This is a genomic window from Nakamurella endophytica (assembly GCF_014646215.1).
GTDB classification, from domain to species: Bacteria; Actinomycetota; Actinomycetes; order Mycobacteriales; family Nakamurellaceae; genus Nakamurella; species Nakamurella endophytica.
Genome location: NZ_BMNA01000003.1, coordinates 615,328 through 636,825, shown reverse-complemented (window position 1 = coordinate 636,825; position 21,498 = coordinate 615,328). Strand labels below are relative to the sequence as shown.

Genomic DNA, 21,498 nt, shown 5'->3' with positions numbered 1-21,498 from the left:
CGTGGCGCTGACCCCGGGCCTGCTGCTGTCGGACCGGTACCGCCTGGCCCGGCGCATCGCCGTCGGCGGGATGGGTGACGTGTGGGCCGCGGACGACACCCGGCTGGCCCGCAGGGTGGCCGTGAAGATCCTGCGGTCCGAGCTGACCAGCGACCCCGAGTTCGTCGACCGGTTCCGGTCCGAGGCCAGGATCACCGCCTCGCTGAACCACCCCGGGATCGCCGCGGTCTACGACTACGGCGAGGTGGCGTCCATCGCCGGAGGCCCGCGGGACACCGCCTACCTGGTCATGGAGCTGGTGAGCGGCGAGCCGCTGTCCGCGGTGCTGGTCCGGACCCCGCGCCTGTCGGTGCCGCGGACCCTGGACGTGCTCGAGCAGTCCGGGCGGGCGCTGCAGGCCGCGCACGCGCGCTCGCTGGTGCACCGCGACATCAAGCCCGGCAACCTGCTCATCACCCCGGCCGGCCAGGTCAAGATCACCGACTTCGGCATCGCGAAGGTGGCGCACCAGGTGCCGGTCACCCGCGGCGGGCTGGTCATGGGCACTGCCCAGTACCTGTCCCCGGAGCAGGCGGCCGGGCACGAGGCGCTGCCGGCGTCGGACGTCTACGCGCTGGGCGTGGTGGCCTACGAGTGCCTGGCCGGGCGGCGACCGTTCGTCGCGGAGAACCCGCTGGCGGTGGCCATGGCGCAGGTCCACGACCAGCCGCCGCCGCTGCCGCCGGATGTCCCGCCGCCCGTCGCGGCCCTGGTGCTGCGGATGCTGGCCAAGAACCCCGCCGCCCGGTTCCGGGACGGCGCGTCGCTCGCCGCCGCGGTCGCCGCGGTCCGCAGCGGGGTGACCCCGGCGGCGGCCGCCGTCGCCGTGCACGACCCGCGCACCGGTGGGCTGGTCCCCGTCCCCGGTCCGGCCGGCCGGGCCGCCGGCACGCCGGTCCGGCCGCTGCCCGGCCGCGGGCCCGCGGCCGCGTTCGGACCTGCCCCGGAGCCCCTCGGGCCGGTGGGGCCGGTGCGGCCGGTGGTGCCCGGCCTACCCGTCGTCCGGCCGGCGCCGCGCCGGACCGGCGCCGCCGTGGTCATCGCCCTGCTGATCCTGCTGGCCGCCGCGGTGGCCGGGATACTGCTGGTCACCACGTCGCGGCAGGACTCGGGGGCTCCGGCGTCCGGCGCCCGACCGGCGGCCGCCCCGGTCGCCGCACCGGAGACATCGGCGGGACCTGGGGCGGCCACCGCCACCCGGTCCCCCGGCGACGGATCGGCCGGCGCAGGCAACCCCCGGACCCACTGGGGCGTCGTCTCCCAGGTGGCCCGCACCGGTGGGCCCGTCCCCGGCTGCCCGGACCGCTGCGCCCGACCGGGCGGCGGCCTGGACAGCGACGCGCACACCGACCGACGATGAGCAGGACGAGGCAGACCTCGACGATGGAGAACCCGGCATGCAATCCAGACCCGACCCCGGCGGCGCGCCGGCCGGTGGCACCGGCCGGCACGCCGCTCCGGACGGCGTGCGGGACGGCCGCGTGACCGGGCAGTTGTTCGGCGACCGGTACCAGGTCGGGGACACCCTCGGCTTCGGCGGGATGTCGGAGGTGCACCGCGGGCGCGACCTGCGGCTGGGCCGCGACGTCGCCCTCAAGGTGCTCCGCGCCGACCTGGCCCGCGACCCGTCGTTCCAGGCCCGCTTCCGGCGCGAGGCGCAGAACGCCGCGTCGCTGAACCACCCGGCGATCGTCGCGGTCTACGACACCGGCGAGACCCAGGGCGAGTCCGGCCCGGTGCCGTACATCGTCATGGAATACGTCGACGGCGAGACCCTGCGCGACCTGCTCAAGCGCGAGGGACCGCTGCCGCCCCGGCGCGCGATGGAGATCATCGCCGACGTCTGCGCAGCGCTGGACTTCAGCCACCGGCACGGCATCGTGCACCGCGACATCAAGCCGGCCAACATCATGCTGACCAGGGCCGGCGCCGTGAAGGTCATGGACTTCGGCATCGCCAGGGCCGTCGCCGACGGCCAGTCGGCGATGACCGCGACCGCCGCCGTCATCGGCACCGCCCAGTACCTCTCGCCGGAGCAGGCGCGCGGCGAGGCGGTCGATGCCCGCTCCGACGTCTACGCGACCGGCTGCGTGCTGTTCGAGCTGCTCACCGGCGCCCCGCCGTTCACCGGCGACTCCCCCGTCGCGGTCGCGTACCAGCACGTCCGCGAGGACCCCAAGCCGCCGAGCGAGATCCGCCCGGGACTCCCCCGGGACCTGGACGCGATCGTCCTCAAGGCCCTGAACAAGAACCCGTTGAACCGCTACCAGACGGCCGCCGAGATGCGGTCGGACCTGGTGCGGGCGCTCTCCGGCCAGGCGGTGCACGCGACGCCGCTGATGCCGGAGGAGGAGCGCACCCGGATCATCAAGGCGCCGCCGCAGCGGATCGGCGCCGTCGCCGCGCCCGCCCCGCTGCTGGCGCCGCCGCGCCGCGTCCTGCCCGACGAGATGTGGGAGGACGAGGACGCCCCCGACCGGGCCCGCAAGGTGTGGGGCTTCGTCGGCATCGGCGTGCTGTGCGCCGCGCTGCTGGCCGGCGCCATCCTGCTGACCCTCAAGCTGACCTCGGGCGGGCACGAGACCAAGTCGATCGCCGTCCCGCAGGTCCAGGGCGAGACCCAGGCGTCGGCCACCGCGGCGCTGCGCAAGCTGGGCCTGACCATCGGCACCGTCACCCAGGTGGAGTCCGACGACTCCCAGAAGGGCAAGGTGGTCAGCCAGAACCCGAGCCAGGGCACCGTGGTCACCGCCGGTCAGCGGGTCAACCTCGAGGTCGGCCGCGGCAAGACGTCGGTGCTGGTGCCGGACCTGAGCGGGATGGACGCCGCCACCGCCAAGGACCAGCTGGCCAGGATGAACCTGCAGTACAAGCAGCGGACCGCGGCCTCGACCGACAACGACAAGAACAAGGTCTTCCAGCAGGACCCGGCGCCGAACAGCGAGGTCAAGCCCGGCTCGACGATCACCGTCACCATCGGCACCGGCGTCGCCTACAAGGCGATCCCCAAGGACCTGGTCGGCAAGCAGTTCGCGGACGCCAAGGCGGAGCTGGTCAAGCTCGGCCTGGACGCGACCCAGCAGTCCGTGGACGGCACCGAGCCGGCCAACCAGGTCCTCGGGCTCAGCGGTGCACAGCCCGGCGATCCGGTGCAGGCCGGCACGGTCATCACCCTTCAGGTGTCCAACAACAGCCTGTTCGTCATGCCGCCGCTGACCAACCAGACGCCCGAGCAGGCCGCCGCCCAGCTCAAGCAGGCCGGCTGGAAGGGCGACGTCGGGAGCCTCGGCCAGCGCACCCAGGACGTCACCGAACGGGCCCAGGTCGGCGCGGTCGTCGCCCAGACCCCGGCCGCCGGCAGCAAGCTGAACAAGATCAACCCGGTGCAGGTGACCGTCGGCAAGGCACTGAGTTGGCCGGTGCCGGGCGTCGTCGGCCAGGTCCTGGACGACGCCGTCGCGGCGATGAACAACCAGGGCATCCCCAGCGGCAACATCGACGTCGTCCAGCAGCCGGGGTACGCCCCGGCCGGGCAGGCCTACCACGTCCTCTCGCAGAGCGTGTCCAGCGGGTCGCCGCTGGAGTTCGACCAGACGGTCACGCTGCTGGTCTACGGGCCCGAGGCGCCGAAGACGACATCGCGTCCGCCCACGACGCCGAGCACCTCGAGCTCGTCGAGCTCGTCGAGCTCGTCCTCCACGCCGCCGCCGCCGCCGACCACAACGCCGCCCAGCACCAGCAGCAGCAGCAGCAGCGCGCCGGCCACCACGGCCAACGGCGGCGGCAACGGCAACGGCAACGGGCGCACGACCGCCCGCACCGGCGGCTGACGCCCGGGTGGGTCCCGGTCGCCGACCCGGACCCACCCGGCTCCCCGCGCCCTCACAACCGGCACACAGCCGCTCAGGCGGCACGTTCCACGACCCGCTCAGTGTCTTCACACCCTCGCCGGGCACAGTGGCCGCATGAGCAACGACGACGCCGCGACGCCCACCCCCGACCCCCTGCGCCCCTCCGGGGCGAGCGATCGCCCGGGGACCTCGGGCGGGCCGAGCGGCGGCGCGCAGGAGCCGACGACCGGTCCCCTGCACCCGGTGGGCGGCGCTCTCCCCGGCACGCCCGGCGCCGACACCGACTGGCGGTCGCGGCCCAGCGGCGCGCTGTCCTCCCCGGGCTGGGGTGCGCCGACCGGCGGCTACGGGCCTGCCGGCACCTCTGCCTACCCCTCCTACGGCGGGCGCTACGGCGACCCCGCCTGGTCCTCCCCGGCGACCGGCGCCTACGGCGCCCCCGGAGCGGGCCCCGCTGCCACCGGCTCCGGCACCGGCACCGGCACCGGCACCCTGACCGCCCAGCGCCCGGGCCGGGCCCGGCGCACTGCGGCCATCGTCGGCTCGACCGTCGTGCTGGCCCTGGGCGCAGGCTTCGGCGGCGGCGTCGTCGGTGCCCGGGTCGCCGACTCGGGCACCGGCGTCGACAGCTCGCTGTCCCAGTCCGCCCCGGCCAACACGGTCTCCAGCACCACGCCCGCGCAGCCCGCCGCGGCCGGCAGCGTGCAGTCCGTGGCGACCAAGCTGCTGCCGTCGGTGGTCTCGATCGTGTCGCTGTCGCAGAGCGCCGAGGGCGAGGGTTCCGGCGTCATCCTGTCCTCGGACGGTCTCATCCTCACGAACAACCACGTCATCGCGGGCGCCTCCACGCTGACCGTGCGGTTCAACGACGGGACCAGCGCGCAGGCCAAGGTGATCGGCGCCGACGCCACCGACGACCTGGCGGTCATCAAGGCCCAGGGCGTGTCCGGGTTGACCGTCGCGGCCCTGGGCAAGTCGTCCGACCTGCAGGTCGGCCAGCCGGTCGTGGCCGTCGGCTCCCCGCTCGGCCTGTCGGCCACCGTCACCTCGGGCATCGTGTCCGCGCTCAACCGGCCGGTGCGGACCGCCGCGGAGGACCAGACGTCGCAGTCCGCGCAGGATACGGTGCTGAACGCCATCCAGACCGACGCCGCGATCAACCCGGGCAACTCCGGCGGACCGCTGGTCAACATGCAGGGCCAGGTGATCGGCATCAACTCGGCCATCGCCTCGCTCTCCAGCGGGCAGAGCCAGGCCGGCTCGATCGGCGTGGGCTTCGCCATCCCGATCGACCAGGCCCGCCGGATCGCGCAGGAGATCGTCGACACCGGCTCGGCCAGCCACGCCGTCCTCGGCGCGTCGGTCACCGACGCCACCACCGGCAGCCAGGGCGGCACGACCGGCCTGTCCACCGGCGCCCGGCTGGCCGCTATCACGTCCGGGGGCGGTGCCAACAAGGCCGGCCTCGAGGTCGGCGACGTCGTCACCAAGGTCGGGAACCAGACCGTCGAGTCGGCCGACGCCCTGATCGCCGCCATCCGGTCCGCGACGCCCAACGGTCAGATCCAGGTCACCTACCTGCGGGACGGCAAGACCGCGACGGACACCGTCACGCTCGGCTCGGCGACCTCGAAGTAGCCCCTCCCACAAGCGCCGGTCGGTCCGCTGCGGACCGGCCGGCGCTGCGCTGTCCGCCGGTCGCGCGGGCGGAGCCGCAGCGGTCAGCCGGCCGGCACCCGCAGCCGCTCGACCTCGTCCTCCAGCGGCCCCACCAGCTCCGCGGCCGCCGGGTCGCCGCACTCAGCGAGCCAGTTGGCCAGCAGGCGGTGCCCGGACTGGGTGAGCACCGACTCCGGGTGGAACTGCACGCCCTCCACCGGGTGCTCGCGGTGCCGCAGTCCCATGATCACGCCGCCCGGTGTCCGGGCGGTGACCTCGAGCTCGGGCGGCACCGTCCCGTCGACCACCGCCAGCGAGTGGTAGCGGGTCGCGGTGAACGGGTCGGGCAGTCCGGCCAGCACGCCGGCACCGGCGTGCTCGACCAGCGAGGTCCGGCCGTGCAGCAGCTCCTCGGCCCGGTCGACGACCGCGCCGAACACCTCCGCGATCGCCTGGTGGCCCAGGCACACCCCGAGGATCGGCATCCGGCCGGTCCCCCACCGGACGACGTCCTCGGTGACGCCGGCGTCCCCGGGCGTGCCGGGGCCGGGCGAGAGCAGGATGCCGTCGACCTCGAGATCCTCGATCTCGTCGGTGCCGACCTCGTCGTTGCGCCGCACGACGCACTCGGCGCCCAGCTGCTGCAGGTACTGGACGAGGTTGAACACGAACGAGTCGTAGTTGTCGACGACGAGGATGCGGCTCACCCCTGCATCCTCCCCGATCGGCGGCCCGGCCGGGAGCCGGTGGCGGCTCAGCCCGCCGTCACCCGGTCGAACGGCAGGTAGGGCTCCAGCCACGGGAACACGACGAAGAACAGCAGCGCCACGACGGCCAGGAACAGCACCAGCGCCTCCACGACGCGCAGCGCCGTCGGCCCGGGCAGGTGCCGCCAGATCCAGACGTACATCAGCTCTCCTGCAGTTCCGGCGGCAGGAAGCCGTCCGCCTTGCGGTAGCTGCGCACCAGCACGCCGTGGATGATCATCCGCTGGGCGTCGGAGAACTGCGGGTGGCAGGTGGTCAAGGTGATCATCCGCTGGGCGTCCCGAGGCACCGCGGTGCTGTCCCGGTGCGGCACCGGCAGGACCTGGGCGTAGTCGGCGGGATCGGTGATCTCCCGGCCGAACACCCCCCGGTACGGGCCCGACCCGGCGGCCACACCGGCGCAGTGCGCGTGCGCCGACGCCTTCCAGCCGGCCGTCTCGTCCTGCATCGGGAGCACCCGGTAGACGAACCAGTCGGCGGCCGTCTCCACGACGAGCGCGTCGCACGAGGACAGCTGGCCCAGCTGGTTGAAGGGCGATCCCTTGCTCACCCGGTGACCGGCGACCGCGAAGTTGCCCTGCTCGCCGGGGTACTGGGTGTCGGCGTAGTGGCCGGGACCGACGTCCAGGTCGTCGGGATCCGTGCCCTCGATGACCGTGTAGACGTAGTCCGGCCCGAAGACCGGGATGTACAGCTTGGCGAAGCCCTGGCCGGCGGACGTCTCGTACGACCGGGTGCGCCGGCCGGGGTCGGTCACCAGCTTGTCCGGGTTGGTGACGGTGACGACGTCCGCGCCGGCGGCGCCGGCGGTCGAGGACGCCGCGGACGCGGCCGACGAGGGGCTCGCGGTGCCGCTCGCGGGGGCCGACGATCCGGCCGACCACTCGTGGTCCAGCTCCGCCGTGGCCGCGTCCTGCTTGCGGCCGGAGAACAGGTCGGTGACGTAGACCTCGTACACCACGAACAGCAGCACCACCACGCCGAGGGTGATCAGGGTCTGCCCGACGCCGCGGGCGAGGAGCCGCGGCACGTCGCGCCGCCGCGACGGCGCCGTGCCCTCCTCGGGCGAGTCCCCGCCCGGTCCTTGCCGCTGCCGCCGCCGCCTCACCCGGACCCCTTCCGCTCCGCCACGCCGCGTCCCCGCGACCGCCGCGCCACCGATACCCGGCGTCCGTGCGACACCTCGTCGCCAAACCTCCGACCACGTAGGCTAGATGGGTACACGTACGGTTCCGGTTGTATCTGCCGGAGCCGTGCCAATCGCCGCACCGCAGCGCCCGGCTGCGTGCCTCCGGGAGGTCGTTCGTGCCCAAGTCCAAGGTCCGCAAGAAGGTGGCCACCGCGTCGGCGACGGCGTCGGCGCAGGCCAACGAGGCCGCGTACACCTCCGGTCGGGCCAGGGTCGCGGCGCCGTCGGGTCCGGTCTACATCGGGATCATGCTCGGGCTGATGGTGCTGGGCCTGCTCTGGCTGGTCGTCTACTACCTGTGGGCCCGGGACATCCCGTTCATCGACAACCTGGGAAGCTGGAACTTCGCCATCGGCTTCGCGCTGCTGATCGCCGGTCTGCTGATGACCATGCGGTGGCGCTGACCGCCGTCCAGCCCGTGGGGCCGGCCGGCGAAGTACACCGGTGTAGTTCATCAACACTGTGGATGAACGGTGTGGACAACTGAGCGCGGAGCCCGCCGGCCGGATCGGGGCGGCGCCGATGCACCGGAGACCTGGGGTGTGCGCACCGCCGTGCTGGCCGGTGGTGTCGTGGCCGTGCTGGCCTGCGCGGCGTGGGCGGTGCTGGCCCGGTCCGGTGAGGACCGGGTGGTGGCCGCGGCCGCCGCCGTCCTGGTGGCCGTGGCCGTGGGCTGCGGTCTCGCCGCCCGCCGCCGGCTGACCGCGGACGACGACGGTTTCACCCTCCGCGGCCCGGGCGGCGCACGCCGGTTCGAGTGGCGGCACGTCGTGGCCGTGCAGTCGCCCACCCGGCGGCGGCTGGGCCTGAGCTCGACGAGCGTGGAGATCGACCTGGACGACGACGGCCTGATCCTGCTCAGCCGCACCGAGCTGGGCGCGGATCCCGGGACGGTCGCGGCAGCACTCCGCCGGCGGTGGCTCGCGGCGGGCAGTGGGCGTCGGCTCCCGCCGGGTCAGCAGGGGAGGAAGTAGTCGCCCTGCAGGCTGCAGAACTGCGCCGGGTGACCGCCCGCCCACACCGCCGTGACGACGCCGAGCAGCACGACCAGCGCGACCGACCCGCCGACCTGCCACGCCGTCCGGTTCCTGGCCGGTGGGTAGACCATGACGGCGCCCGCCGCCGCGCCGGTCAGCAGGCCGCCGATGTGCGCCTGCCACGAGATGCCCGGCAGGGCGAAGCTGATCACCAGGTTCACCGCCAGCAGCCCGAACAGCTGCCGCGGGTCCAGCCGGAGCCGCCGGAACGTGACCACCATGGCGCCCATGACGCCGAAGATCGCCCCCGACGCGCCGACGGTCGGACCGAGCGACGACCCGGAGAACAGCAACACCGACACCGAACCGCCGAGCAGGGCGACCAGGTAGACGACCAGGAACCGGCCACGGCCCAGGATCCGCTCGAGGGGCATGCCCAGCAGGTACAGGCTGATCATGTTCAGGGCGATGTGCGGCAAGCCGAAGTGCAGGAACCCGCCGGTCAGCAGCCGCCAGTACTGGCCGGCCGAGACCAGCTCGGGGATGGTGGCGCCCTGCCGGAAGACGGACGAGCCGGACGGGTCGGAGACCGACCCGGCCTGCACCGCCGTCACCACGAACACGACGACGTTCACGGCGATCAGCGCCGCGGTCACCACGGGCTGCTGCCCCAGCCGGGAGCCGGCGACGGTGCGCGCCACCCGCTGCTGGCCGCGGGACTCCGCGACGCACGCCCGGCAGTGGAAACCCACGCTCGCCGGGGTCAGGCACTCGGGGCACGCCGGCCGTCCGCAGCGGCTGCAGGTCAGCCCGGTCGGCCGCCCGGGGTGGAAGGCGCAGGTCGCGACGGCCGGCTGCACCGGACCGGACGCCGGCGGCCAGGCACCCTGGCCGGGCGCCGGCGGCCAGGCCGCAGGGCCGGGCGCCGGGGCGCCGTGCCCCGCCGCCGCGGCCGGGTCCGCCGGGCCGCGCCGGTCGGGGTGCGGAGGTACCGGTCCGCTCAGGACTGGTCGTCCTTGTCGACGGTGATGGAGCTGATCACGACGTCCTCCGACGGCCGGTCGAAGCGGTCCGTCCCGGTGGTGGCGATCAGGTCGACGACCTGCCGCGACTGCTCGTCGGCCACCTCGCCGAAGATCGTGTGCTTGAAGTTCAGGTGCGGCGTCCGGCCGACCGTGATGAAGAACTGGGAGCCGTTCGTGCCGGGCCCGGCGTTCGCCATGGCCAGCAGATACGGGCGGTTGAACTGCAGCTCGGGGTGGAACTCGTCGGCGAAGGTGTAGCCGGGGCCGCCGCGACCCGTTCCCGTCGGGTCCCCGCCCTGGATCATGAAGCCGTCGATGACCCGGTGGAAGACGGCGCCGTCGTAGAAGGGGCCGGTGCTGCCGCCCGAGGCGTTCTTGGTCGTGTACTTGGCCGTGCCCTCGGCGAGGCCGACGAAGTTCCGGACCGTCTTGGGCGCGTGGTCCGGGAGCAGCTGGATCCGGATGTCGCCCCGGTTGGTGTGCAGGGTCGCGTAGAGACTCACCGGGTCATCCTGCCACGCAGCGGCCGGCCCGTCCGGCGCCGTCCCCGGGGTCCCGGCGGGCGCTCAGCCGGTGCCGGAGCAGTAGTCCGGGGCCGTGCCCCGCTGCAGCCCGGCGCCGAACAGGGCGCACACGGCCATCGACCGGGCCTTGACCGACGGCGACTCGTTCTCCTCGACGACCACGGCGATCCGCCCGCGGGAGACCGCGTAGACCGACCGCGCCCCGGGCGCCCCGGCGACCTTGGGACCGCTGGTCAGCGACCCGCCGGTCCACCCTGCCGGCTGGCCGGCCGGCTCGGACTCGTCGACCGGGACGTGCTGGTCGACGGCAGCCGCCGCGGACTGCGGGGTGCCAGCCTCGATGAACCGGACGCTGCCCAGCGGTTGGCCGTCGGACCGGGTGAAGGTGCACAGCGGCTGCGGGGAGGTGTCGACCACCGTGGTCGGCCCGTGGTGCTGCCCGGTGATCAGCGACACCACGTCGGCGTCCAGGTACGGGCAGTCCCCCGCCCGCCCGGGGCCGAGCCGGGTCGCCGGCGGCGGCGCGGCGGTGACCGTCCGGCCGGCCAGCGTGCGGGTCACCGTCGACGGGGGCGCGGTCGTTGCCGGGCGGGACGGTGTGGCCGGCGCCGAGGTCGAGGTCGCCGGCGCACGCGTCGTGCGGTGCGCGGTGCCGGTCACCGGCGACGTGCGCGTGCCGGTCACCGCGGGGCCGGTGCCGGTCACCGCGGTGCCGCTCCCGCGCGCCGACGCGACCGTGGCGGCACCGCCGGTCGCGGGTGCCGTCGCCGTTCCGCTACCACCGGCCGAGCAGCTCGACACCGCCAGCAGGAGGACGGACGCCAGGGCCCACCGGACACGCACGGTCGCCGACCCTAGCCGGGCGGTCATGGGGTCCCGGTGTGCCCGCCCGCCCGGGCCAGCACCGTCCGCGCCTGGCGCAGCAGCGGCTCGTCGACCATGACGCCGTCCACCAGGGCGACACCGCCGGACACGGCGTCCAGGACACGCCGGGCCCACGCCGCCCGCTCGGCGGACGGCCGGGCGGCGGTGCGGACGGTCGGCACCTGGCGCGGGTGGATGCAGGCCTTGACCGCGAAGCCGCTGGCGAAGGCGTCCTCCGCCTCCCGGGCCAGCCCCGCCTCGTCGGCGACGTCCAGGTGCACCGTGTCGACGGCCGCCTTGCCCTCCGCCGCGGCGGCCAGCAGCACCTGCACCCTGGCCCAGCGCGCGAGGTCCCGCAGCGTGCCGTCGGGGAACCGGCTGGCCGTGCCGCCGGTGCCGGCCACCAGGTCCTCCGACCCCCACATGAGGCCCACCACCGGCTGGGCACGAGCCAGCTCGGCCGCGGCGGACACGCCGCGCGGCGTCTCGCAGAGCGCCACCACCCGGTGGCCGGCCAGCCCGGTCAGGTCGCCCGGGCTCTCCGCCTTGGCCAGCAGGACCGTCCGGTAGGCGGTCGCGGCCAGCGCCGCCAGGTCCGCGCGGTGGTCGGCGGTGCCGGCCGGGTTCACCCGCACCACGGTGCGCTCCGGGTCCACGGGATGCTCGACCAGCGCCCGCCGCGCCGCGTCCTTGCGGTCGGGTGCGACGGCGTCCTCGAGGTCGAGGATGACCCCGTCCGCCGCGGCCAGCGCCTTGCCGTACCGATCCGGGCGGTCGGCCGGGCAGAACAGCAACGCCGGCCCCGGGACGCCCGGCCACCCGGAGCCCGTCACGCCGGTTCCCCGGACGTCGCCGGCTCCGGACGGCAGAGCATCAGCACGGTGCGCAGCAGGGTGGCGACCACGACGCCGTGCTGGTTCCGCCCCACGTGCCGGAACGTCACGATGCCCTGGCCCGGCCGGCTGCGGGACAGTCGCTTGGCCTCGACGGTGCTCTCCGCCCGGATGGTGTCCCCGGCCAGCACCGGGTGCGGGAACGCCACCGACTCGAACCCCAGGTTGGCGACGATGGTGCTCTGCGTCAGGTGCCCGACCGAGAGCCCGACCACGATCGACATGGTCATCAGGCTGTTGACCAGCCGCTCGCCGAACTCCTGGGTGGCGCTGTAGGCGGCGTCCAGGTGCAGCGCCTGCGGGTTCATCGTCAGCGTGGAGAACAAGGTGTTGTCCGCCTCCCCGACGGTCCGGCCGGGCGAGTGCCGGTACAGGACGCCCTGCTCGAGCTCCTCGTAGTACAGGCCGCGCTGGTCCACGACGCGGGACGTCCCGCCGTCCGGCCCGCCGGCCGTCCCGCCGCCCGTTCCGGTCATCGCCGTCTCCTGCCTGCCGTCCGTCGCGCACCCGGTATCCGGGGACCGACGGTAGGACGACCGCCGCGGTCGCGCCCGCCGACACCGGCCGCCCCCACGCCCACCCGGGTACCCTCGGCCCGGGCGGACGACGCCGGTGGCGACGGCCGCCGGCAGGAGAGCAGGGGTGGGCCGGTGGTCGCGACGCAGAAGCGGGCGACGTCCCAGCGCGCCGCGATCCAGGCGGTGCTGGCCGGCACCGACGAGTTCGTGTCCGCCCAGGACCTGCACGCGGCGCTGCGCGCGGAGGGCTCCGTCGTCGGGCTGGCCACCGTGTACCGGGCGCTGCAGGACATGGCGGCCGCGGGCGACGTGGACAGCCTGCGGAACCGGTCGGGCGAGGTGCTCTACCGGCGCTGCGGGCAGCCCAGCCACCACCACCACCTGGTCTGCCGCTCCTGCGGCTCGACCCAGGAGGTCGCGGCGCCGGGCGTCGAGCAGTGGGCCCGCGCGGTGGCCGAGCAGTACGGCTACGTCGACCTCGACCACCAGGTCGAGCTCTTCGGTCTCTGCGCGGCCTGCGCCGCCGTCCGGGACTGAGCGGCGGCGCGGCCGCCGGTCACTCCCCGCCGTGCCCCGGCATGCTCGGGGCCAGGTCGTGCGGCGTGGACGCGTCGGCGTAGCGGAGCGTCGCTCCGACGCCGTCCCGCAGCGGCCGCTCGTCCTCTTCCAGCAGGACGACCTCGGCGTCGCCGCCCAGCGCCGCCCACACCAGGGCGGTGTCCGCCCGGACCTCGGTCGCCGACTGCGCGCCGACGGCCGTGACGTCGTCGGCGTCGACACCGATCTGCAACGGCAGCTCACCGACCCAGAGCGTGAACGTCGACGTCGGGTTGTCGTGCAGCAGGACGTGCTCGACCTGCGCGCGGCGCAGGGCGTCGACGACGTCCGGCAGGCTGGTGACGGCCTCGCCCTGGCGGCCCTCGGCGGTGTTGTACCGCTCCAGCACCGCGGCCCGCCGGCGCCGGCGCTCCTCGTCCACCGCGGCACGGATGGCCTCGGCCCGCTCGGCCTGGTCGCCGCCCTTGCCGCGGCCGCCGCTGGCGATCCGCACGGCGAGCTGGCGGCTCTCGGTGTCCAGCTCCTCGACGACCTTGGCCGAGGTCGGGGCGTCGGCCAGCACCAGCACCACGGCCGGCCGGTGCCTGCGGACGACCTTGCCCACCTCGGCGGCGATCTCACGGGCGTTCTGGTCCCAGGAGTCCTGGGTGAGGGATTGCACGTGGCGGGTCGACGTCGGGCCGCTCTCGTAGTCGGCCAGCACGTTGCGGCTGCCGACCACCTCGGTGCGCAGCACGGACTCGCCCCAGGCGTCGACCAGCTCCAGGTCCGCTCCGGTGTGGTCGACGTTGACGACCAGGTGCGGCAGGTGCACCGACAGCGCCCGGACGACGGGCAGCAGGTGCGGGGCCGGTCCGTAACCGGACTCGTCCCGCGGCGGCGGTTCCGGCAGCACCGCGTCGAACGCGAGGTCCTCGCCGGCCACGACGACGATACGGCCTGCCGGACCCGGCCGGCCGGTAGGTGCCAGCAGGGCCTGCTGGGCCGCGGCGAGGGCCGCCTCGGATGCCCCCGCCCCGGCCAGTCGCTCGCGCTCGTCCTGCCAGCGCACCTCGATCTCGTGCGCGGCGTTCTCATCCGACCTGGTGGCGTCGATGCTGACCGTGAGGAACGGACCGGTGAGGTCGGCCAGGTGACGCAGTGCCGTGAGCTTCATCCCTCGCAGGCTACGCAGGTGCGCCGACACCCGGCCGGACGGGTTCGTCCGGGCTGGTCCGGGGCCGGAAGCCCGCTGTCAGTCCTGCACGGGCTCGGTGAAGGTCGGGGTCAACGGGTCCGCGGCGGGCTCCCCGGTCCCGGCGCCGGTGTCGGTGACCGGCAGCACCGAGTCGTCGTCGGCCGCCTCGGCGACCGCCGGCGAGTCCTCGACCGCCGGTTCGGCACCGTCCCCGCCGCCGTCACCGGCGCCGTCCTGCAGCGCGGCGAGCAGCTGCTCGTCCTCGCCGCTGAGCGGCTCGGGGGGCAGGTGCTCCCCCGGCGCGCCCGCGTCGCTGCCGGTGTCCATCGCGCTGTCCGGCACCGGGGTGCCGGCCGTCCCGCTCTCGGTCATGCCGACATCCTCCCCGCCGGTCCGCCGCGGCGGGGCCTCGGGTGGCACGCGCCGCCGTCACCCGTGACGATGCCTGCGGACGGAGGGTCGCCGATGGCGGATTGGGACGGTGCCGGCTACGAGCGGGTCAGCCGGCTGCAGCGGACGATGGCCGAGCGGGCGCTGGCCGGGCTCGCGGTGCGCGGCGACGAGGCCTGCCTGGACGTCGGCTGCGGCGACGGGTACGTGACCCGGCGGCTGGCGGCCCTGGTCCCCCGGGGCTCGGTGCTGGGCGTCGACCCGTCGCCGCGGATGCTCGACCGCGCCGCCGCCGCACCGGCCGGGCCGGGCGCACCGGTGACCTACCGGCTGCAGGACGTCCGCGACCTGGACGACGTGCGCCGCTACGACCTGGTGGTGTCCTTCAACGCGCTGCACTGGGTGCCGGAGCAGCGGGAGGCCCTGCGCCGGCTGGCCGCCGCCGTCCGCAACGACGGGCGGCTGGTGCTGCAGCAGGTGTGTGCCGGGCCCCGGCCGAGCCTGGAGTCCGTCGCCGTCGAGGTCTGCCGGTCGCCGCGGTGGGCGGCCGCCTTCGCCGGCTGGACCCCGCCGTTCGTGCACGTGGACCCGGCCGGCTACCCGGACCTCGCCAGGTCCGCCGGGTTGACGGTCACCCGTCTCGAGGTCCGGGACGAGTCGTGGGACTGGGACACCCGCCGGGGGTTCGCCGACTGGTGCGCGGTCGGCTTCGGCGACTGGACCCGCCGGCTGGACGCCACGGACGCCACCTCCTGGGTCGACGACGTGGTGGCCGCCTACGAGCCGGTGGCCGGTGCCCCGGGACGCTTCCGGTTCCTGCAGCTGCGGGCCGAACTGGTCCCCACCTCGTCGGTCTGACCGGCTCAGCGGGCCAGCGGCAGCGGCGCGTCCCCGGCACCGGACAGCGTCGCGACCAGCCGGCGCCCGCCGGTCGCCGTGACCGCGCACGCCGCCTCGGCCGGCTGGTCCGCCCCGGACGCCGGGTAGCCGGGCACGGGCCGGCCCTGGACGTCGAAGTGGGTGACCGTCACGCCGACCGCGAGCGCGCCGCCTGCGGTGACGTCACGGCGGCCGGTCACCGCCTGGGTCAGCGCGGTGCAGCTGGTGGCCAGCTCGTCCGCCGGCGGCACGCGGTAGGTCAGCGGAAGGACGGCGATGACCTCGACGCCGTGCGGGATGCCACAGGGCACCGCCGGCCGCGGCGGGGCCGGTGAGGCCGCCGTGCACACAGCGTAGGAGTCGGGCAGCACTCCGCCGGGGAAGACGCCCCGCACCGACGTCCGGAAAGCCGACCCGCGGCCGTAGGAGACGCAGGCGACCCACTGCTGGCCCAGCCTGCGCTGGAGCGCGTCCGGTCCGATCACGGCGACCCGCCCGACCGCCGCGGGCACCCACGGCACCGCGGACCTGGTCGCGGCCTGGCCGAAGTCGGTGTCCGGGCGGATCCGGTCGAGCCCCAGGTAGGCGTCGGCGGCGGGACGGCAGGCGTCGACGTCCGGCACGGGCCGGACACCGAGGTTGTCCACGGGGAACAGCGGTCCGTCGCGGTACACGCTCACCACCTCGCCGACGTGCGGCAGGCGGCTCGCGGCGCAGTCCCCGGCCGGCACGGTCGGCAGGGCCGGAGCGGTCCTGTCGACCATCAGGTCCGGCCGCGGGTCCGCGAGGACGCAGTCGCCGACCCGCGGCGCGGCCGCCACGAGGACCGCCGGCACGGGCGATCCCGCGAGCCGGCGCGGCGCCGCGCCGGCCAGGCCGGCGCCGGCCACCGCGGCCAGCAGCAGGAGCACTCCGAGCACGCGCCGACGCACTCGGTCAGGCTACGACCGGCCCGGCGTTCCGCTGGGCCGGTCGAGGGATGTATCGGGCTCTTCACCGGACGTTCGGGACTCCGCGGTGGACCGCTGTCGGTGGTGCCCTGCACACTGCTGGAGCCCACAGGGACTTCACACTCCCGGTCCCGTCCGGCCCCTCCGGACGGGAGAGTCCTGCTGTCACCGACCCTGTCGGAAAGGTCGACCATGCACAGAGCCCTCCGCTGGCTGCGCCGCGTCGGCGGCGTCGCCGCCGCCTGCACCCTGGCGCTGCCCGTCACGGCGACCGTGGCGACGGCCGCGCCGGCCGCCCCTGCCCACCACGGCGGCGGCAGCGCCGTCCCGATCCGGTTGATGTCGTTCAACGACCTGCACGGCAACCTGACGCCGCCGGCCGGGTCGTCGGGGCGGGTCACCCTCGCCGACGGCAGCACGGTGGACGCGGGCGGCGCCGCCTACCTGGCGACGCACGTCACCCAGCTGCGGAAGGCGGCGCGGCACTCGGTGCTGCTGTCCACCGGCGACAACATCGGCGCGTCTCCGCTGAACTCGGCGCTGTTCCACGACGAGCCCACCATCGAGTTCCTCAACGACCTCAAGGTCGCGGCGTCGGTCGTGGGCAACCACGAGTTCGACGAGGGCTACCGGGAGCTGCTGCGCATGCAGTTCGGCGGCTGCCACCCGACCGACGGCTGCCAGTTCCGCCCCCGGTTCAGCGGAGCGCGGTTCCCGTACCTCGGTGCCAACGTCACCTTCGACAACGGCCGGCCGGCGCTGCTGCCGTTCTCGGTGACCTTCAGCGGCGGCGTCCCGATCGGCATCATCGGCGTGACCCTGCGGGACCTGCCGTCGGTCGTGGTGCCGACCGCCGTCCAGGGCCTGAAGTTCGGTGACGAGGTCACGGCCATCGACAAGACGGCGAACCTGCTCGACAAGCTGGGCGTGAAGACGCAGGTGGTGCTGCTGCACCAGGGTGACAACTCGGACGCCGACCCGGCCACCCCGAACGGGCCCGACGACTGCAACGTCGCGGCCGGCGGGCCGGCCACGGCCATCGCGCGGGCCGCCTCACCCAAGGTCGACGTGATCTTCACCGGCCACAGCCACCAGCAGTACGACTGCACCGTCAAGGACCCCGCGGGTCAGCCGCGGACGGTCATCCAGGGCCTGTCCTTCGGGCGGCTGGTGTCGGTGGTGGACGTGCAGGTCGACCGGCGCACCCGGGACGTCATCCGGTCGCGGACCAGCTCGTTCAACGAGGTGGTGACCCGCACGGTGCCCGCGGACCCCAAGATCCAGGCCCTGGTCGACCTGGCCACGTCGAAGTCGGCACCGATCGCCAACCGGCAGGTCGGCACCATCACCGCGGACCTGGTGCGGGCCGCGCCGGCGTCGGGCGAGTCCCCGCTCGGTGACGTGATCGCCGACGCGCAGCTCGAGGCGACCACCGGCAACGGTGCGCAGATCGCCATGACCAACCCCGGCGGCATCCGCACCGACCTGACCTACGCCTCGTCGCCGGCCGGCGAGGGTGACGGCGTGGTGACGTACGGCGAGGCGTTCGCGGTGCAGCCGTTCGCCAACATCATGCAGACCATCACGCTCACCGGTGCCCAGCTCGACGCGGTGCTCGAGCAGCAGTGGCAGCAGCAGCAGGACGGCACGGTCGTCTCCCGGATCCTGCAGATCTCGTCGACGCTGCACTACACGCAGCACCCGTCCGCTCCGCTGGGCTCCCGGGTCAGCGACATCACGGTCGGCGGGACGCCGGTCGACCCGGCCGCGAGCTACCGGGTGTCGGTCAACAACTTCCTGGCGGCCGGCGGTGACGGCTTCACCGGGTTCACCGCGGGCACCGACCTGACCGGCGGCCCGATCGACCTGGACGCCTTCACCGCCTACCTGACGGCGCACCCGAACCTGGCCCCGCCCGCCGCGGACCGCATCACCGTCGCGCCCTGACGGTCCCGGGCCGCGTCCGGGTGACCCGGACGCGGCCCGATCTCCATCCGGCGACCCGTCGCCCGGCAGATTCGTTCGCCGGCGGCGGGTCGCCGGCGTTGTCGGGGCGTGCGGCCGCGGCTTGGAGGGCTGTCGGGTCCGCCGGGGCCGGAACGTGCGGCCGGGCTGGCCGGAGGTCGGTCTGCCGGGGCCGGTGCACCGGAGCGGAACCGGCGGTCTCGCAGGCCCGTCGCTGGCCAGGACACGCGATCCGCGCCGCTTCGGTCGACGACCAGGATTGTCCACAACGGTTCCCTGCAGCCACCCGACGGCGTAGAATCGAACACATGTTCGAGCCGTCGTCACGCACGGAGAGGGCCGCTGTCCCCACAGCGGCCGACGTCCTCGCGTGGGCGGCCGCCCTTCCCGCGTTGGACGCGGATGTGCAGGATGCCGAGCGCATCGACCAGCTCACGGCACTGGAAACCCTCAAGTCGGTCTGCGCTGCCCTACAGGCACCGGTCACGGCGGCGTTCACCGGCTCGCAGGTCGCGCAACACCTGAGCGGGGGGCGCTCGCTGCCCGGCGCCCTGCGGAGCGTCGCCGGGCAGGTGGCGCTGGCACGCCGGGACAGCCCCGCACGGGGTCGCCGGCACGTCGCCGTCGCGACCACCCTCACCCGCGACCTGCCGTCCACGCTGGCGCAGCTCCGCGCCGGTCGCATCTCCGAATGGCGGGCCGCGCTGGTGGTCCGCGAGTTGGACTGCCTGCAGCCCGCCGAGCGCCGGCGCGCCGACGCCGAGATCGCTCCGCGATTACCGCAGCTCGGCGACCGGGCCACGGCGAGCGCCGCAGCAGCGGTCGCCTACCGGCTCGACGCCGAGGCGGTCCTGGCGCGCATCCGCGGAGCGGTGGCCGACCGCCGGGTGACCATCCGACCGGCGCCGGACACCATGGCGGTGATCAGCGCACTGCTGCCCGTGACGCAGGGCGTCGCGGTCTACGCGACGCTGCGCCGTCAGGCCAAGGTCGCCGCTGCCGCGGGCGATCCCCGGACGCGCGGGCAGGTGATGGCCGACGAGCTCGTCGGCCGGATCACCGGCACTGCCTCGACTCCGGACGAGCTCGGGTGCCGTCCGACCCCATCGGCATCGCGGTCGACCTGGTGATGACCGACCGTGCACTGCTGGACGGCGACGCGGAGCCCGCGCGGTTCGTCGGGCGCGGACTCCCGCCGGTGCCGGTGCCCGCGGCGGTGGCCCGGCGTCTCGTGGCCGCTCCGCGCACTGCGCGCGTGTGGGTGCGGCGGCTGTTCACCCAGCCCGGCACCGGCCGGCTGGTCGGGATGGACTCCCGTGCTCGGCTGTTCCCCGAGGCTGCTCGGCGGTTCCTCGTCGTCAGGGACCAGTCCTGCCGCACTCCGTGGTGCGACGCGCCGATCCGGCACCACGACCACGTCCAGGGACATGCCGACGGCGGCGCCACCGCGGTGCGCAACGGACAGGGACTCTGCGAGGCTTGCAACTACATCAAGGCAGAGCCCGGGTGGAGCGACCGAAGCGGCCCCTCGGACAGCATCGAGCGGCGCACCCCGACCGGACACGTCCACGCCGGCGACCCGCCGGCACTCCCCCGATCCGATCCGTGGCCGGCGGCCGGCCCAGCTCAGGCGCGCCGTGGGGACAGCCGGTCGAAGCCGGTCGGCAACCTGCGGATCTGGAAGGACACCAGCGCCGCGACCAGGCACATGCCGGCAGCGCCGAACCAGGCGACGGTGTACGAGCCGGACTGGTCGCGGATCAGCCCGGCGACCGACGACGCGATGGCGGCACCGAGCTGATGGGAGGCGAACACCCAACCGAAGACGATGGTTCCCGAGTCGCCGAACGCCTGCCGGCACAGCGCGACCGTCGGGGGGACCGTGGCGACCCAGTCCAGGCCGTACACCACCACGAACGCGATCATGCTGGGATGCACCTGGTCCGACAGCAGGCCGGGGAGCATCAGCAGGCCGACGCCGCGAAGGCCGTAGTACACGGCCAGCAGCACGCGCGGATTGATCCGGTCCGTCAGGTAGCCCGAGCACACGGTGCCGACGATGTCGAAGATGCCGACCACCGCGAGCAGGCCGGCGGCGGCCGTCTCACCGAGGCCGTGGTCGTGCGCGGCCGGGATGAAGTGCGTGCCGATCAGGCCGTTGGTGGTGGCGCCGCAGATGGCGAAGCCCGCGACGAGCGCCCAGAAGGTGCGGTGGTGCGCGGCCATGCGGAGCGTCGTCCACGCCCGCCGCGCCGCGCCCCCGGCTCCGGGCTGCGACGCAGCGGGGACGGGCGCTGCGGGGACGGTTGCGGCTGCGCCGGCGGGTGCCGCCCGGCCGGTCGGCGCTGCCGGGTCCGTCGGAACTACCGCACCCGCCGGCGCTGGCGGGCCCGTCGGCGGCTCGGCGCCGTACGGCAGTACCCCGAGGTCCGCCGGGTGGTTGCGCAGGAAGATCAGCACCAGCGGCACCACAGCCAGGGCGGCTGCCGCGACGACCAACGACGCCACCCGCCATCCGGAGTGCTCGCTCGCCGCCGCCATGACCGGCAGGAAGATCAGCTGACCGGTGGCGCTGCCGGCGGTCAGCACCCCGGTGACCAGACCGCGGTGCCGGACGAACCAGCGGTTGGCCACGGTTGCGGCGAAGACCAGCGCCATCGACCCCGTGCCGAGGCCGACCAGCAACCCCCAGGTCAGCAGCAACTGCCAGGACGCCCGGACGAACACCGTCAGTCCACTGCCGGCCGCGATCAGCACCAGCGCGACTGCGACCACCCGGCGGATCCCCCAGCGGTCCATCAGCGCGGCGGCGAACGGCGCGGTGAGCCCGAACAGGACCAGGTTGACACTGACGGCCAGCGACAGCACGCTGCGGGACCACCCGAACTCGCCCTGCAGCGGCACCATCAGCACGCTCGGCGCGGCGCGGAACCCGGCCGCGCCGAGCAGCGCGACGAAGGCCACCACGGCCACCAGCACCGCAGGATGCGGCCCGCGCCGACGACCGTCCGGTCTCGGTCGTGGCCCGCCGGCGGCGGTCCCGGGCACGGCGGCGGTCCTGGGCACGGCGGCGGTCCCGGGCAGGGCGGCGATCTCGGGCACGGGGCCGGTCGACGGCCCGGGGACGTCAGCCCCGCGACCGCGCGCGGAAGGGGGATCGCTGACCGCGGACACGCACGCCTCCCGGACGTCTGCACAGCTGACTTGCTCCAGGCAAGCTGCTCCGGCACGCTAGTGGCAGCACACCGTCCGGAGCAAGCCACCCGTGGAGGA

The 21,498-nt window shown here is 74.9% G+C and carries 21 protein-coding genes; 9 read left to right on the top strand and 12 right to left on the bottom strand.

Annotation, left to right across the window (positions count from 1 at the left end; translation table 11 throughout):
• Nucleotide 1: 1 nt before the first annotated feature.
• From IEY37_RS22655 to IEY37_RS10000, 3 genes are all read left to right on the top strand, one after another.
• Entirely contained in the window at nucleotides 2-1,399 is a 1,398-nt protein-coding gene (locus tag IEY37_RS22655) for a serine/threonine-protein kinase (protein ID WP_308426372.1), read from the top strand.
• A gap of 37 nt (nucleotides 1,400-1,436) precedes the next feature.
• On the top strand, nucleotides 1,437-3,869 hold the full coding sequence (pknB, locus tag IEY37_RS10005; RefSeq protein WP_188941364.1) for a Stk1 family PASTA domain-containing Ser/Thr kinase: 2,433 nt from the start codon (nucleotides 1,437-1,439) through the stop codon (nucleotides 3,867-3,869).
• A 135-nt stretch (nucleotides 3,870-4,004) separates the two neighbouring features.
• Nucleotides 4,005-5,528, top strand: coding sequence for a S1C family serine protease (locus tag IEY37_RS10000; RefSeq protein WP_229674245.1), 1,524 nt, complete (start codon nucleotides 4,005-4,007; stop codon nucleotides 5,526-5,528).
• A gap of 83 nt (nucleotides 5,529-5,611) precedes the next feature.
• Here IEY37_RS10000 and IEY37_RS09995 read toward each other — a convergent pair whose 3' ends face one another.
• The 3 genes from IEY37_RS09995 to IEY37_RS09985 are packed head-to-tail and all read right to left on the bottom strand — an operon-like array spanning nucleotide 5,612 to nucleotide 7,424.
• Nucleotides 5,612-6,256 (bottom strand): aminodeoxychorismate/anthranilate synthase component II, encoded by a 645-nt coding sequence (locus IEY37_RS09995; RefSeq protein ID WP_229674244.1) that lies wholly within the window; start codon nucleotides 6,254-6,256, stop codon nucleotides 5,612-5,614.
• 47 nt (nucleotides 6,257-6,303) lie between these two features.
• Nucleotides 6,304-6,459, bottom strand: a complete 156-nt coding sequence (locus IEY37_RS09990) for a hypothetical protein (RefSeq protein ID WP_188941363.1) — start codon at nucleotides 6,457-6,459, stop codon at nucleotides 6,304-6,306.
• Nucleotides 6,459-7,424: a class E sortase gene (locus tag IEY37_RS09985; protein WP_188941362.1), complete on the bottom strand. Its 966-nt coding sequence runs from the start codon at nucleotides 7,422-7,424 to the stop codon at nucleotides 6,459-6,461. Before IEY37_RS09985 ends, IEY37_RS09990 begins: the two co-directional genes overlap by 1 nt.
• A 197-nt stretch (nucleotides 7,425-7,621) precedes the next feature.
• Here IEY37_RS09985 and crgA point away from each other — a divergent pair, with 197 nt between their 5' ends.
• Both crgA and IEY37_RS09975 read left to right on the top strand, forming a co-directional pair.
• On the top strand, nucleotides 7,622-7,909 hold the full coding sequence (gene crgA / locus IEY37_RS09980; protein WP_188941361.1) for a cell division protein CrgA: 288 nt from the start codon (nucleotides 7,622-7,624) through the stop codon (nucleotides 7,907-7,909).
• Between the two features lie 138 nt (nucleotides 7,910-8,047).
• On the top strand, nucleotides 8,048-8,479 hold the full coding sequence (locus tag IEY37_RS09975; RefSeq protein WP_188941360.1) for a PH domain-containing protein: 432 nt from the start codon (nucleotides 8,048-8,050) through the stop codon (nucleotides 8,477-8,479).
• Here IEY37_RS09975 and IEY37_RS09970 read toward each other — a convergent pair.
• From IEY37_RS09970 to IEY37_RS09950, 5 genes are all read right to left on the bottom strand, one after another.
• Entirely contained in the window at nucleotides 8,461-9,234 is a 774-nt protein-coding gene (locus IEY37_RS09970) for a rhomboid family intramembrane serine protease (RefSeq protein WP_229674243.1), read from the bottom strand. The genes IEY37_RS09975 and IEY37_RS09970 overlap by 19 nt on opposite strands.
• 248 nt (nucleotides 9,235-9,482) lie before the next feature.
• Nucleotides 9,483-10,010 carry a peptidylprolyl isomerase gene (locus IEY37_RS09965; protein WP_188941358.1) on the bottom strand — a complete coding sequence of 176 codons (528 nt, stop codon included), beginning with the start codon at nucleotides 10,008-10,010 and terminating at the stop codon, nucleotides 9,483-9,485.
• Nucleotides 10,011-10,073: 63 nt separating this feature from the next.
• Nucleotides 10,074-10,901 (bottom strand): DUF2020 domain-containing protein, encoded by an 828-nt coding sequence (locus IEY37_RS09960; RefSeq protein WP_188941357.1) that lies wholly within the window; start codon nucleotides 10,899-10,901, stop codon nucleotides 10,074-10,076.
• Nucleotides 10,898-11,728, bottom strand: a complete 831-nt coding sequence (locus IEY37_RS09955; protein ID WP_229674242.1) for an HpcH/HpaI aldolase/citrate lyase family protein — start codon at nucleotides 11,726-11,728, stop codon at nucleotides 10,898-10,900. The genes IEY37_RS09960 and IEY37_RS09955 overlap by 4 nt, the downstream gene beginning before the upstream one ends.
• Nucleotides 11,725-12,264, bottom strand: coding sequence for a MaoC family dehydratase (locus IEY37_RS09950; protein WP_188941356.1), 540 nt, complete (start codon nucleotides 12,262-12,264; stop codon nucleotides 11,725-11,727). The genes IEY37_RS09955 and IEY37_RS09950 overlap by 4 nt, the downstream gene beginning before the upstream one ends.
• Before the next feature lie 174 nt (nucleotides 12,265-12,438).
• Here IEY37_RS09950 and IEY37_RS09945 point away from each other — a divergent pair, with 174 nt between their 5' ends.
• Nucleotides 12,439-12,843 carry a Fur family transcriptional regulator gene (locus tag IEY37_RS09945; RefSeq protein ID WP_188941355.1) on the top strand — a complete coding sequence of 135 codons (405 nt, stop codon included), beginning with the start codon at nucleotides 12,439-12,441 and terminating at the stop codon, nucleotides 12,841-12,843.
• 19 nt (nucleotides 12,844-12,862) lie between these two features.
• Here IEY37_RS09945 and IEY37_RS09940 read toward each other — a convergent pair whose 3' ends face one another.
• Complete coding sequence (locus tag IEY37_RS09940) at nucleotides 12,863-14,020, bottom strand: baeRF2 domain-containing protein (RefSeq protein WP_188941354.1); 1,158 nt, start codon at nucleotides 14,018-14,020, stop codon at nucleotides 12,863-12,865.
• A 78-nt stretch (nucleotides 14,021-14,098) separates the two neighbouring features.
• Nucleotides 14,099-14,413 (bottom strand): hypothetical protein, encoded by a 315-nt coding sequence (locus IEY37_RS09935; protein WP_188941353.1) that lies wholly within the window; start codon nucleotides 14,411-14,413, stop codon nucleotides 14,099-14,101.
• A gap of 93 nt (nucleotides 14,414-14,506) precedes the next feature.
• Between IEY37_RS09935 and IEY37_RS09930 the strand changes: the two genes are divergently transcribed.
• Complete coding sequence (locus IEY37_RS09930; protein WP_188941352.1) at nucleotides 14,507-15,289, top strand: class I SAM-dependent methyltransferase; 783 nt, start codon at nucleotides 14,507-14,509, stop codon at nucleotides 15,287-15,289.
• Between the two features lie 5 nt (nucleotides 15,290-15,294).
• Here IEY37_RS09930 and IEY37_RS09925 read toward each other — a convergent pair whose 3' ends face one another.
• Nucleotides 15,295-16,242 carry a hypothetical protein gene (locus IEY37_RS09925; protein WP_188941351.1) on the bottom strand — a complete coding sequence of 316 codons (948 nt, stop codon included), beginning with the start codon at nucleotides 16,240-16,242 and terminating at the stop codon, nucleotides 15,295-15,297.
• A 210-nt stretch (nucleotides 16,243-16,452) separates the two neighbouring features.
• On the opposite strand from IEY37_RS09925, the gene IEY37_RS09920 reads away from it, so the two are divergent.
• Both IEY37_RS09920 and IEY37_RS09915 read left to right on the top strand, forming a co-directional pair.
• Complete coding sequence (locus IEY37_RS09920) at nucleotides 16,453-18,207, top strand: bifunctional metallophosphatase/5'-nucleotidase (protein ID WP_188941350.1); 1,755 nt, start codon at nucleotides 16,453-16,455, stop codon at nucleotides 18,205-18,207.
• Between the two features lie 326 nt (nucleotides 18,208-18,533).
• Nucleotides 18,534-19,355, top strand: a complete 822-nt coding sequence (locus IEY37_RS09915) for a DUF222 domain-containing protein (protein ID WP_229674241.1) — start codon at nucleotides 18,534-18,536, stop codon at nucleotides 19,353-19,355.
• Nucleotides 19,356-19,851: 496 nt separating this feature from the next.
• Here IEY37_RS09915 and IEY37_RS09910 read toward each other — a convergent pair whose 3' ends face one another.
• Entirely contained in the window at nucleotides 19,852-21,291 is a 1,440-nt protein-coding gene (locus IEY37_RS09910; protein ID WP_188941532.1) for an MFS transporter, read from the bottom strand.
• Nucleotides 21,292-21,498: the final 207 nt, after the last annotated feature.